This is a genomic window from Gemmatimonadaceae bacterium (assembly GCA_037721215.1).
In the GTDB taxonomy this organism is placed as follows: domain Bacteria; phylum Gemmatimonadota; class Gemmatimonadetes; order Gemmatimonadales; family Gemmatimonadaceae; genus UBA4720.
The window spans coordinates 1-12,534 of sequence record JBBJNV010000009.1; the positions used below are offsets into that span (position 1 = coordinate 1).

The following is a 12,534-nucleotide window of genomic DNA, read 5'->3' on the forward strand; positions in this document are numbered from 1 at the left end:
CAACCCCAGGTAGCTCCCGGTGCTGCACCCATGCGGCAACCATGCCCGCGGTGATGGCCGCTGCGAAAATGCTGGCAAGCTGCCCGCCGCTTATCGTCGCCGACCCAAGCCCCAGCAGCCAAGGAATATTGATCATTATGGCAAAAACGGCGTTGAGCCCAAGGCTCTGCCGGATCGATGGCCGGAAATAACCGCCATAACAACCGCAATCGGTCACCTTGCCGGATCGGACTCCCCACCAGCTAAGTGCAGACAATCCGAACGGCAGCGCCAGCGAGCTCGGCCAGACAATCGAAGTGACAGCGGCCGCCAGAAGGGCAACTCCCAAGCCGGCCTCGACCGCTGCAGTCACGGTGACGGCCAGAGGCAGAAACCTTTCCGGTAGCAACCCGGGTGACGCAAAGTGGCGGGAAAATCCGTACGGTGCTACCGCTTTGATGGATCCGGCGGCGAGGAAAGTTGCACCGCAATGCGGAGCTGTCGGACTCGCAGCAAAAAGGCTTCCTTGCGGGAAGCCTTTTCCACTCATCACCAGCGTAACGCTAATGTTCGACTTCTAAATTGGGTTTACCCGCACACCCTGCCTTGGCCTGGAGTGCCGCTTAGGCAACGCAACCCATTTGGCAGTCGGCGCCCGTCTGACATGGGCTCCCCCCAGCCCCGGGAGATCCCTGCCCGTAGGCAGAAGTAGCGGAGAGCGTAGCCACGGCAGGAATAAGGAGCGCGGCAGCACCGGTCAACGCAATCTTTCTCACAAGTTCACGTCGGGTAACATCCGGAAGGGCGGGCAGTTTCTGAGTCGTTTCATCGAGCATATCAGCCTTGCGGAGTTCTTCGACGGACAGAGTGTACAGCCCTTCGTCCTTGGCTACGGCAATCGTGCGAGCAAGCTCGCCGGTGATCCCATCCGCTGTGCGGCCTCCCTCTTCCAGCAAGTCAAGGACGCACGCAGTGGTCGTATCGAGAAGGGTGCACCCGATCACCATTCGTATCGTAAATAAGCACCTGGCCACCCAGCTTGTGTTTCAGAAGTCCAGCGCGCACACTTGGAACAACGGACATAAACGGCTTCCCTCGGGGTTTAGAAGACGACTGCATTAGTGGAATGGCAACAAAGATAGTGCTGAAAGAGCGAAACGGAATTTCGGAGATTGCCAGTGTTCGACGCAGCGACCAGCTGCGGCCCAGACAGCGGCGTCATCCGCGCGTCACGATTCGATCGAGCACGACTGGACCAGCCCAGCACTGAGACCACGTTGGAGCCCGCACAGAGGACTATCCGGGGCCAAATGGTTACGTCGGGTCGGTCGTGGCCATCGAAAGGCCATCCAGAAGTCGCACCCCTTCTGCGGCGTCGTACGGCCGCGGTAGTGCTTCCAGGGACAGGATTCACAAATGGAGTGCTGGAAAAGTAAACCCTGGACTCTGTTTGGATGAGCAAGGAGCCTAAGTTCGATGGGGGCTTGCGCCGTTACCGTTAGATTCTCAACCGATGCTTGACTTCCATAACCATCTCATGCCTGCCGTCGACGATGGCGCCGGCGACATTTCCGAGTCCCGCACGGGCTTGCAAACATTGCAAAGTCAGGGAGTTCGGGAGATCATCACGACTCCACACCTTCGCGGGTCTCTTACGCTTCGCCCGGGGGACCTTGCAGGGTTTCTTGGCATTCTCGACGAAGCGTGGGAATCACTCACCACTCTCGCGGCTGAAGAGTTTCCCGATCTGCGCGTTGAGCGGGGCGTCGAGCTCATGCTCGACGTGCCGAACCCCAAACTCGATGACGCTCGACTTCGGCTTGCCGGAACTTCCTATGTACTTGTGGAGTTTCCTGCTTTTAACGTGCCCCCTCACAGCACGCTCGCACTACGGGAGCTGCGGCAGAGCGGCTGCACGCCGATCATCGCTCATCCCGAGCGGTACTCCAATATGCCGGACAGCTACGACCTAGTGGCGGACTGGCGCGATGCGGGTGCGTTTATCCAGGTGAACTCGGGCTCGATCCTGGGCTATTATGGCCCGACGGCGAAGCGGCTCGCGTGGACACTGCTCGAAGCCGGTTATGTGGATTACCTCTCGAGCGACTACCACTCCCGGGGCAAGTGCGCGGTGGCGGAATGTGCCATGGTGATGAAGAGCAAGGGCGGCGTCGCACTCCACCGTTCACTGACCGATACCAATCCGCGGCGACTGCTCCGCGATGAAGGGCCGCTGCCAGTGCCCTCGTTCGAGTCCGGTGCTTCCCCATTCTGGAGCCGGGTGCTGCCGTGGCGCTGATCGGCAGGTAGACGATCGATGCTTTTCAATTCTTTCACGTTCCTGATCTTCTTCCCGATTGTGGCGACGATCTATTTTGTCATCCCGCATCGCCTCCGGTGGGCCTGGCTGCTTGCCGCCAGCTGCTATTTCTACATGGCGTTCATTCCCGTCTACATCCTTATTCTTTTCTTCACGATCGCGATCGATTATGTAGCCGGAATCCTGATCGAAAACGCTGAAGGAAGGCGAAGAAAATCACTGCTGGTAATGAGCATCGTCGCCAACGTCGGGGTGCTTGCCGTATTCAAGTACTTCAATTTCCTCAGTGGCAATGCGCGCGCTGTAGCGGACGTGTTCAATCTGCCGTACGACTTCGCGCTGCTCGACTTCATCCTCCCAATCGGCCTGTCGTTTCACACTTTTCAGGCGATGAGCTACACGGTGGAGGTGTATCGTGGACGGCAGCGTGCGGAGCGCCACCTGGGGATCTATTCTCTGTATGTAATGTTTTTTCCACAGCTCGTTGCGGGCCCTATCGAGCGGCCGCAGAACCTGCTCCATCAATTCTACGAAAGACACGCTTTCGATTACGATCGAGTCACCAACGGGCTCCGCCGGATGGCCTACGGCCTTTTTCTGAAAGTCGTAATCGCCGATCGCCTCGCCGGCTACGTCAATCCCGTGTACAACGACGCTGGAAGCTACAAGGGTCTGACGTTCGTGGTGGCAACGATATTTTTTGCATTCCAAATATATTGCGATTTCGCCGGCTATTCCTACATGGCGATCGGATCCGCAGAGGTGATGGGATTCCGGCTGATGCGAAACTTCAACCGGCCGTATCTTGCGCGCTCGGTCAGCGAGTTCTGGGGACGGTGGCACATCTCGCTGTCAACCTGGTTCCGCGATTACGTCTACATCCCCTTTGGCGGCAATCGCGTCTCGCGCCGGCGATGGTATCTCAACCTGCTCATCACGTTCTTTTTGAGCGGTCTGTGGCATGGCGCCAACTGGACGTTCGTGATCTGGGGCTCGCTGAATGGTGTCTATCTGGTCGCGTCACTGATTGCGATGCAGTTTCGCGAAAGCATCGCACGCGCCGCACGTGTCGCCGCGCATCCTCGCGTAAGAGCAGTGTGGGGTGTCCTGTTCACCTTCGCATTGACCTGCCTTGCCTGGGTCTTCTTTAGAGCCCCGAGTCTCGACGATGCGCTCTATATCATTCGGGCCACGATGACTTGGCCAATACCGCATGACGTGCTGCCCGATGCTTTGCGCGCCGAAGGTCTGACAAAGCCGGAGGTTCTTTACAGCGCGTTGCTCGTAGTCGGCCTGATGACGTTCGAATACATCTCTGAGCGCGTTAATTTCCCCCGGCTGTTCGCGGCGCAGCCAGGCTGGCTCAGATGGTCGGTTTATTATTGCGGGTGCATGGCGATCTGGCTTCTGGGAATCAGTTCCGAAACGGCGTTCATCTACTTCCAGTTCTGATGCGCCGGTTCCTGTCGCGCGTGATTGCGCTTGCTGCGGCCATTGTCATTTCCGGCATCCTCATCAGCCGGTACGACGCCCACGCGGCGGACGACAACTATCTCGCCGCGGTGCTGGAGAAAGACCGCCTCATCCGATCCACCCCTTCGCCGAAACTGATCCTGGTGGGCGGATCCAACCTCGCGTTCGGCATCGACAGCCGAATGCTGCAGGACTCGCTCGGGCTTCGTGTCGTCAACATGGGTCTATACGCGAAACTCGGCCTTCGATACATGCTGGCTCAGGCGCGGCCGTATATCGGGAAGGGCGACCTGGTCATTGTCGTACCGGAGTATGAACAGTTCTTTGGTGAGTTCGGCAATGGAGATTTCACGTTGAACACCGCGTTGCTTTACGCGCCGCTCGACCGGATTGGCGACTTCTCGCAATCATATTCTGTAATTGACGTCGTCCTCCGGCCGCGGGTTGAGAACACGCGACGGTCGTTTCTGAAGGGCCTCGCTCAGCTCACTGGACAGGGACAGGCGTACCAGCCGCAAGACACGAATTCATACTACAGCCGACAGGCATTCGACTCGCTCGGCGACATGGTTGCCCACCTCGGACGCTCAGGGCTGCATCCGGATTCGATCTACGTGAAAGAAATACCGCCCATGCGCGAGTTCAACGCCGAGATGGTTGACGAGCTGAACGTGGTGGCGGGCGTTGCCAGGAAGCGTGGAGCGCGCGCCTACTTCCTTTTTCCTGCGTACATCGACAGGTCGTACGAAGTCAGCCGGCCCCGCATCGACTCACTCCGCGCGCGTCTGGAAAGCGACATGCACCTTCCAATTGTCGGCAAGGCATCTGATTTCGTTTTGCCAGCGCCCTTGTTCTTCGATACGCGGTACCATCTGAACCAGGAAGGACGGCGGCTTCGCACGTTGCGCATGATCCAGCTGCTGCGCCCCTACGCTCTCCGGGAAGTCTCCGCCGTGCGTACTTCGTCTTCATGCGCCGTTGCCGCGTGCGGATGAAAATCGGGCACCAGAGTCTGGAGAAGCTTCCTTACTTCGTCGTCGGGCCGCCCCGCTTCGGTCGTACGCATCAGCGCGTCGATGCGACGGATTGTTCCCTCTGCGAGCAGCCCGTTGCGAGCGCGAAGCACCTTCGGGTGATCTGTAGGCAAGACATTCTCGGCGGTGAAGAACATTTCTTCGTAAAGCTTCTCACCAGGACGCACGCCGGTGAACTTGATCTCGATATCGGCACCCACTTCGAGTCCTGACAATCTGATGAGATCGGTGGCGATGTCGACCACCCGGATCTGTTCGCCCATGTCGAGTACGAACACCTCGCCGCCCCGCCCGAGCGCTCCGGCCTGAAGAACGAGCTGCACCGCTTCCGGGATCGTCATGAAATAACGGCGCATCTCCGAGTGCGTAACGGTCACTGGCCCGCCGGCACGGATTTGTCGCAGAAACGTCGGCACAACGGAACCGCGACTGCCGAGTACGTTGCCGAATCGCACTGAAACGAAGTTGCGGTGGTGCTTTGTGGCGGCGTGTTGTACAAGCTGTTCGGCGATTCGCTTGGTAGCGCCCATCACGCTCGTCGGCCGTACCGCCTTGTCTGTTGAGATGAGAACGAAATGCTGCACGTTGGCCTCGACGGCCGCGTCGACGACATTTCGGGTGCCAGCGACGTTGTTGGTCACGGCCTCGAGGACATTGTCCTCCATCAGCGGGACGTGTTTGTGAGCTGCTGCGTGGAATACCGCGTGTGGCTGATACTGCTGGAAGATGTAGCTGATCCGCTGACGGTCGCGTACGTCGGCTATCACCGGAATGACCTGAACGTCCGGGAAGCTGAGTGTCAGCTCCTGAAAGATGTCGAAAATCGAGTTCTCGCCATGCCCGAGCAAAATCAGCCGTGTCGGTGCAAGGCGAGCCAGCTGGCGGCAGAGCTCGCTGCCGATCGAGCCGCCGGCACCGGTGATGAGAACCGTCTCGCTGGTGGCAAGCTCCGCGACTGCGGCGAGGTCTGTTTCGACGGCATCTCTACGCAGGAGATCCTGGATCTCCACTTCTCGCAGTCCGGTGGCATTCCCCTGCCGGGAGATGATCTCCGGGAGGCTTGGCACGGTTCGCGTCGGAATACCGCACGACAGCGCGGCACGCACTACCTGCCGGATTACCGTTCCAGGAGCCGACGGCATGGCGATGATGATCTCCGCCACGCCAAAGCGCTCGACGATCTCGGGAATGTGCGCGAGCGGTCCGAAAACTGGGAGACCGGCCAGTGTATGGCCGTGCTTTGTAACATCACTGTCGACGAATCCAATCGGCTCGAGCCCAAGCTGCCGCGTCGCGAACAATTCCTTGACGACCAGCTTGCCTGCGTCGCCCGCGCCGGCGATCAAAACCCGCTTCCCGATGTCGGTCTTACGGCGACGCAGAAACCCGTGTCGCTGTATGCGCACCATCAGCCGAGGCAGCGCCACCAGCGCACCGGTGAGGAACGCATCGATGAAGACGACGGAAAATGGAACCCGCGTCGCCGTGAGATTGAAGAGCGGAAGAGCTATGAGTCCGATCAATCCGCAGGCGACTCCGGCGCCCGCTGCCGCTCCGAGGATCGGCTTCAACTCCCCTACGCTCGCGTGCCTCCAGAGCCTGCGGTACATGCCGGCGGCGAAAAAGATCGCCAGGCGCACCGGCACCGACAGGAGCAGATAGAACGTGACGAGCCGTAGGTTGTCGCTGATCCACTGCGGCTCTTCAAATCGCACCAGGAATGCGAGCAGCGTTGCGGCGATTACCGAGAACGCATCGGCGATGAAGAGGTGCCTGTTACGAAATGGCTTAAGCGTCAAAACGTTCGGTGGCCTGAGGTGGTTCAGCAAAAGTGGTCAAAACACGTTCGCCGGGTCGTGACGACTGAGCACCCGGTCCATGCGGCATCGACGTCTCAATCTACGCGCAAAAGACCCCTGCACAATACGGATGTCAAACGATGGCGCGGACTTACGTTATTCGGGCTGCTGATAATCCAATTGACTGACGGGAGCCCTGATGTGACATTTCCCATGCCTCAATCTCCCATTCAATATCTGTTCCGGCGAGCCGCAGCGGATGCCTATACCCGCGCGGAGCCTTGCCGTATCTTCAGGAATTTTCTGCATGAAAACTGCGCTGATTACAGGCGTCACTGGTCAGGACGGGGCGTATCTGGCCCGGCTGCTGCTTGCCAAGGGGTATCTGGTCCACGGGCTCAAACGGCGCGCGTCCTCGTTCAATACGCAGCGTGTAGACGGCATATACTCGGAGCCGCAGGACGTTCATTCCCGGTTTGTCATGCACTATGGCGATATGACGGACGCTACAAACCTCATCCGGATCATACAGGAGTGTCAGCCGGACGAGATCTACAATCTCGCCGCGCAGAGCCACGTTCAGGTGTCGTTCGAGACGCCGGAGTACACCGGTAATGCCGACGGGCTGGGCACACTCCGCATCCTCGAGGCAATGCGAATTCTCGGCATGCTTGGCAGCGTCCGGTTCTATCAGGCATCGACCTCCGAGCTCTATGGCAAGGTGCAGGCTGTCCCTCAGAACGAGACAACCCCGTTTTATCCCCGATCGCCTTATGCGGTCGCCAAGCTCTATGCCCACTGGATCACGGTGAACTACCGCGAGGCGTACGGCGTGCACGCATCGTCGGGAATTCTTTTCAACCACGAGTCTCCTATCCGCGGCGAGACGTTCGTCACGCGCAAGATCACGATGGCGGCCGCGCGCATCCGCGAGGGTCAGCAGGACAAGCTGTTTCTTGGAAATCTCGAAGCGCGGCGGGACTGGGGTTTCGCCGGCGATTATGTCGAAGGGATGTGGCGGATCGTGCAACACGAGACTCCCAGCGATTACGTTCTCGCGACTGGCGAAGCCCACACCGTCAGGGAATTCTGCGAGTTCGCGTTTGCACGTGCGGGCATCAATCTCGAGTTCCGCGGCGAAGGAGTGGATGAAGCAGGATTCGATGCGGCCACGGGAAAGGAGCTGGTGTCGATCGACCCGCGATATTTCCGTCCCACAGAGGTTGACCTTCTTCTCGGAGACTCTGGCAAAGCTCGCCGGGAGCTGGGCTGGGTCCCGCGCACCGGGTTTACCGAGCTCGTCGAGATGATGGTCGACGCGGATCTCGCTTCTGCCCAGTCAGGTGAGCCGTTCTCCGTCGAGTCGTCGTATGCGGCGCTTCACTCACTGTTGAAGTGATGGCGAACGCCACCCGAAACTGTTTCGTTGCCGGACATCGCGGACTTGTGGGCTCCTCCATCGTGCGTGCGCTCGTAGCTTCGGGCTATGACGCCCCGACCGTGCGCGGCAGGGAAGAGCTCGATCTCCTCGACCAGGTTGCGGTCCGCGAGTTTTTCAATGCCGAGCGTCCGGATGTCGTTTTTTTCGCCGCCGCGAAAGTAGGAGGAATCAACGCCAACAACACACAGCGTTGGGATTTCCTTTTTGAGAACCTGGTCATCGAGACCAACGTGCTCGGCGCCGCGCTGGCGACTGGTGTGGACCGGTTGGTATTTTTTGGTTCGTCCTGCATTTACCCACGGCTGGCGCCCCAGCCGATCAGTGAAGATCATCTGCTCACCGGCCCGCTGGAAGAAACGAATGAGCCATATGCGATCGCGAAGATCGCGGGGCTCAAGCTGGTCGAAGCGGCCAATGCCCAGCAGGGCAGGCGGTGGGTGTCGGTTATGCCAACCAACCTCTACGGCACCAATGACAATTTTGACCTTGACGGTTCGCATGTCCTGCCCGCTTTGATCCGGAAGTTCCACGAGGCGAAGGAAGCTGGCGATGCGGGCGAGGATGCGCGCGTGAGCTTATGGGGGCATGGCACCGCCCGGAGGGAGTTCCTGCATGTCGACGACGCAGCCGGTGCGGCCGTGGCGCTCATGGAATCCGGAGCGACAGGGTTGTTCAATGTCGGATCAGGAGATGACCTCACAATCCGGGAGCTTGCCGAGCTCGTAGGCCGCGTCGTTGGGTATGATGGCCCGGTCGATTGGGATACGACAAAGCCTGACGGAACCCCGAGAAAGCTCCTCGACTCGTCAAAAATTCGGGCTACGGGATGGGCGCCGCGGATTTCACTCGAGGACGGCCTGCGCGCCACATATGACTGGTACCGGGCCAGCCATCAAACAGCAACGCCGGGACTGGCACGTTGACCCGACCTCGCGTGACTGAATCGCTGGCGGTGGCAGGCCCTGTTGATGTGACGGGAATGCCATGGCCGCCGCCAAGCGAGATCTCGGTGATGAGCTTGTTCAACACGATCCTGCGCTACCGTTTCATGATCGCCTTGCTCACGCTCGCCTGTGGATTCTATGCGGGCTGGAAGAGCTACCGATCGCCGCGCTCATTCACCGCCGAAGCGCAGTTCATGCCCAAGGGAGGCGGCGGCCAAAGCCAGTTCTCCGGAATCGCTGCGCAGCTCGGAATCAACGTGACCGGCGGTGGCGGAGCGCAGAGCGCAGAGTTCTATATCGACCTCCTCGAGTCCCGGCCGCTGCTGGCCCTTGTCGCCGAGAAGACCTACACGATCCGCACCGACAGCGGCATCAGCACGGGAAATCTCGTCCGGATTTTCAGGATCAACGACCCTCGCCCTGCAGTGAGGCGCGCTCGCGTCATCAACGGATTGAAGGCAGCGGTAAGCGCGACAGCGTCGGTCAAGACGGGGGTCATCACCATGCGGGTTACTTCCGGCAGCCCTCAACTCGCGCTGCAGATCGCGCAGAATCTGCTCGACCAGGTAAACGTCTACAATCTCGCGCGCCGCCAGGAGCAGGCTGCGCTGGAGCGCGGGTTCGTGGAACGGAGAGTGTTGGAAGCGCAGGTGCAATTGCGGCAGGCCGAATCGGAGCTTGGCTATTTTCTCAATACAAACCGCCAGTACCACACGTCGCCGCAACTGACGCTCGAATACGGCCGCCTTCAGCGCACGATGGACATGCGGCAGTCGATTTACACGTCGCTGCTTCAGGCTTTTGAAACGGTAAGGATCGAGGAGATGCGCGATCTCCCTGTCATCACGATCGTCGAGCCGCCTGAACAGCCACTCGAGCCGAACAGGCGCGGCGGTGCGCAGAAGGCACTGCTCGGCATCTTCATCGGACTCGCTCTTGGCATTGCGCTGGCATTTCTGCGCGCGAAATTTGCCGCCAACCGCGCTGCCCAGACCGACGACTTCATGGAGTTCACAGCGCTCCGAAATGAAGCCCTTGGGGACATTACTCATCCCTGGCGCCCCGTAGCGCGCCTGTTTCGACCCAAGCTCTGAGATGACCGCCCCCGCAACGGTTGCAACGCACGACGCCCACCTCGCGTCGGGACGCCGCCCAACGGTGGTCATCGAGCCCGCCAGCGGCTGGTCAGCGCTGAACCTTCGCGAACTGTGGACCTACCGGGACCTGCTGTTCATTCTCGCTGGCCGCGATATAAAGCTGCGATACAAGCAGACTGCTCTTGGCATTACCTGGGTCATCCTGCAGCCACTTGTCGCCGCCCTCATCTTCACGATCATGTTCGGCCGGTTTGCAAAACTCCCCAGCGACGGGCATCCCTACATCGTGTTCGTGTTCTCGGGTATCGTAGCGTGGAATTATTTCGCGGCCGTGCTGCAGCGTGCTGGTAACAGTCTCATTACAGACTCGAAGCTGATAACGAAGGTCTATTTCCCGAGACTCGCGATCCCGCTCGGCAGTACTTTTTCAGCGATGATCGATCTTGCGGTATCGCTCGGTGTTCTCGGCGTGATCATGCTCGTGTATCAGGTAACTCCGACGTGGCGGCTCGTTGTACTGCCGCTCTTCATCCTTCTGGCGGCAGTGACGGCGACCGGGGTGAGTCTCTGGCTGTCAGCGCTGAACGTCCGCTACCGCGACTTCGCACATGCGATGCCGTTCATCATCCAGGTCTGGATGTTTTCCAGTCCGGTTGCCTATGCAACCACGATTGTCCCGGAGAAATGGCGGCTGTTGTACGGCCTGAATCCGGCGGTTGCGTTCGTCGAGGGCTTTCGATGGTCGGTACTCGGTTCGAGCTCGATAACGTTGCCGCTGGTGCTGGTGGCGTCTGCGCTCTCACTGCTGATCTTCACTGCCGGCGCGTTCTTCTTCCGCCGCGTTGAGCGCGGATTTGCGGACGCCGTATGAGCGACATTGCGATAAGGGTCGAGGGGCTCGCCAAATCGTACAGAATCGCACGAGCGCTCGGACGCCAGCCGTATCGGACCCTCCAGGAAGAAGTCATCGCTCTGCCGAAGAACCTCTGGAAGCGGGCGCTTGGCAGAGCAGAGACCATGGAGACGTTCTGGGCGCTCGACGACGTGTCGTTCGACGTCAATCAGGGTGAAGTAGTCGGAATCATCGGCCGCAATGGAGCAGGGAAGAGCACGTTGCTCAAGGTCCTGTCCCGTATCACGCAGCCAACGCGCGGACGCGCCGAGATCTACGGCCGGATCGGTGCGCTCCTCGAAGTCGGGACCGGATTTCATCCCGAGCTGACAGGGCGCGAGAATATCTTCCTGAGTGGCGCAATACTCGGGATGCGGAAGACGGAGATTGCCCGGCAGTTCGACGCGATCGTGGGGTTTGCAGAGGTGGATCAGTTCATCGACACTCCCATAAAGCGTTACAGCAGCGGCATGTACACCAGGCTTGCTTTCGCGGTGGCCGCGCATCTGGAGCCGGAGATACTTCTGGTGGACGAAGTGCTTGCGGTAGGGGACGCGTCATTCCAGAAAAAATGTCTTGGGAAGATGGAAGACGTCGCTGGCGAGGGCCGGACGGTGTTTTTTGTAAGCCACAACACGCAGGCCGTCCGACAGCTTTGCACGCGGGGAATTCTTATGGAACATGGACGGGTCGTGGCCGATGGTCCAACCGACGCGACGATGGCTGTCTACAACCAGCGGCTCCGTGACATGCGCGTGGATGCCGAAACGGGAGTCAACAATCCCGAGAACCGTCGCGGGTCCGGCGCGGTCAGATTCACCGGCGTATCAGTAGAGGACCTGGACGGAAACGAGCGTTACTCGTTCGAGATGGGCGACAGCATTCGGTTCAGGCTTTCCATGGCGGTCAACACGCCGATGCGCGGCCTCGCTGTCGTGGTCGCCCTGAGGTCCGGATTGTCCCGCGAACTGGTGACGTCCGCGCGTCATGTTGTGACAACGGACGCGGTACCCGCAGGCGTTGTCTCGACCGTCGTGGTCGATCTCCCGAACATCTACATCCGGCCCGGGGAGTACCCGCTCTATCTCCAGGCTACGGAGGCCATCCAGTCGGCGACGAACTATGACGTTCTTGATGACCTCACGCCGCCGCTGGTCGTTACCGGCGGCGCGAGGATGCCTTATGAAAATTTCGACCCAGCGCAGCCGTATGGCGTATTCTCCCTGCCGAGCGAGATGAGAGTCGAGCATGCTCCGTCGCCCAAGATTGCTGACGAGGTGCCGGCGAAACGTATGCGGCCCCATATAATGAGATGAAGACACCTTCCGGCTCGCATGTGCCTACCGTATCCCGTCGTCGCGGTTCGCAATCAGGAACGTTTCATCGGCCGTTGCGTGCGTTCCATTCTGAATCAGACGTATGCGCGGTCCGACTTCGAAGTGATCGTGGTGAACGATGCCAGTGCAGACCGTACGCGGTACGCGCTGGAGCTGTTCGAGGGGGGATCATTAACTCCCACGTTCGCGCAAAGGCCGTGACGGAGGGATGAGCGATT

Annotated in this window: 12 protein-coding genes; 9 read left to right on the top strand and 3 right to left on the bottom strand. The window is 59.7% G+C overall.

Going from position 1 to position 12,534, the window contains the following annotated elements; genetic code table 11:
• Nucleotides 1-529, bottom strand: a 529-nt coding sequence (locus WKF55_06040) for a MauE/DoxX family redox-associated membrane protein (protein MEJ7759136.1), incomplete at its 3' end; no start/stop codon positions are given.
• 73 nt (nucleotides 530-602) lie between these two features.
• Nucleotides 603-986 carry a hypothetical protein gene (locus WKF55_06045; protein ID MEJ7759137.1) on the bottom strand — a complete coding sequence of 128 codons (384 nt, stop codon included), beginning with the start codon at nucleotides 984-986 and terminating at the stop codon, nucleotides 603-605.
• Nucleotides 987-1,492: 506 nt separating this feature from the next.
• On the opposite strand from WKF55_06045, the gene WKF55_06050 reads away from it, so the two are divergent.
• From WKF55_06050 to WKF55_06060, 3 genes are read left to right on the top strand one after another with little or no spacing between them, the layout of a single operon-like run.
• Nucleotides 1,493-2,278, top strand: coding sequence for a CpsB/CapC family capsule biosynthesis tyrosine phosphatase (locus WKF55_06050; protein ID MEJ7759138.1), 786 nt, complete (start codon nucleotides 1,493-1,495; stop codon nucleotides 2,276-2,278).
• Between the two features lie 18 nt (nucleotides 2,279-2,296).
• Entirely contained in the window at nucleotides 2,297-3,751 is a 1,455-nt protein-coding gene (locus tag WKF55_06055) for an MBOAT family O-acyltransferase (protein ID MEJ7759139.1), read from the top strand.
• On the top strand, nucleotides 3,751-4,767 hold the full coding sequence (locus WKF55_06060; GenBank protein MEJ7759140.1) for a hypothetical protein: 1,017 nt from the start codon (nucleotides 3,751-3,753) through the stop codon (nucleotides 4,765-4,767). Before WKF55_06055 ends, WKF55_06060 begins: the two co-directional genes overlap by 1 nt.
• On the opposite strand, the gene WKF55_06065 is transcribed toward WKF55_06060, so the two are convergent.
• Entirely contained in the window at nucleotides 4,701-6,605 is a 1,905-nt protein-coding gene (locus WKF55_06065) for a nucleoside-diphosphate sugar epimerase/dehydratase (GenBank protein MEJ7759141.1), read from the bottom strand. The two genes, WKF55_06060 and WKF55_06065, sit on opposite strands and share 67 nt — an antisense overlap.
• A 307-nt stretch (nucleotides 6,606-6,912) precedes the next feature.
• On the opposite strand from WKF55_06065, the gene gmd reads away from it, so the two are divergent.
• The 6 genes from gmd to WKF55_06095 are packed head-to-tail and all read left to right on the top strand — an operon-like array spanning nucleotide 6,913 to nucleotide 12,517.
• Nucleotides 6,913-8,004, top strand: coding sequence for a GDP-mannose 4,6-dehydratase (gmd, locus tag WKF55_06070; protein ID MEJ7759142.1), 1,092 nt, complete (start codon nucleotides 6,913-6,915; stop codon nucleotides 8,002-8,004).
• The gene (locus tag WKF55_06075; protein MEJ7759143.1) at nucleotides 8,004-8,969 is read left to right on the top strand and encodes a GDP-L-fucose synthase; all 966 of its coding nucleotides are present in this window, start codon (nucleotides 8,004-8,006) and stop codon (nucleotides 8,967-8,969) included. Before gmd ends, WKF55_06075 begins: the two co-directional genes overlap by 1 nt.
• Nucleotides 8,966-10,084: a Wzz/FepE/Etk N-terminal domain-containing protein gene (locus tag WKF55_06080; GenBank protein ID MEJ7759144.1), complete on the top strand. Its 1,119-nt coding sequence runs from the start codon at nucleotides 8,966-8,968 to the stop codon at nucleotides 10,082-10,084. The genes WKF55_06075 and WKF55_06080 overlap by 4 nt, the downstream gene beginning before the upstream one ends.
• 1 nt (nucleotide 10,085) lies before the next feature.
• The gene (locus WKF55_06085; protein ID MEJ7759145.1) at nucleotides 10,086-10,958 is read left to right on the top strand and encodes an ABC transporter permease; all 873 of its coding nucleotides are present in this window, start codon (nucleotides 10,086-10,088) and stop codon (nucleotides 10,956-10,958) included.
• Nucleotides 10,955-12,295 carry an ABC transporter ATP-binding protein gene (locus WKF55_06090; GenBank protein MEJ7759146.1) on the top strand — a complete coding sequence of 447 codons (1,341 nt, stop codon included), beginning with the start codon at nucleotides 10,955-10,957 and terminating at the stop codon, nucleotides 12,293-12,295. The genes WKF55_06085 and WKF55_06090 overlap by 4 nt, the downstream gene beginning before the upstream one ends.
• An 18-nt stretch (nucleotides 12,296-12,313) precedes the next feature.
• Nucleotides 12,314-12,517, top strand: coding sequence for a glycosyltransferase family A protein (locus WKF55_06095; GenBank protein ID MEJ7759147.1), 204 nt, complete (start codon nucleotides 12,314-12,316; stop codon nucleotides 12,515-12,517).
• Nucleotides 12,518-12,534: the final 17 nt, after the last annotated feature.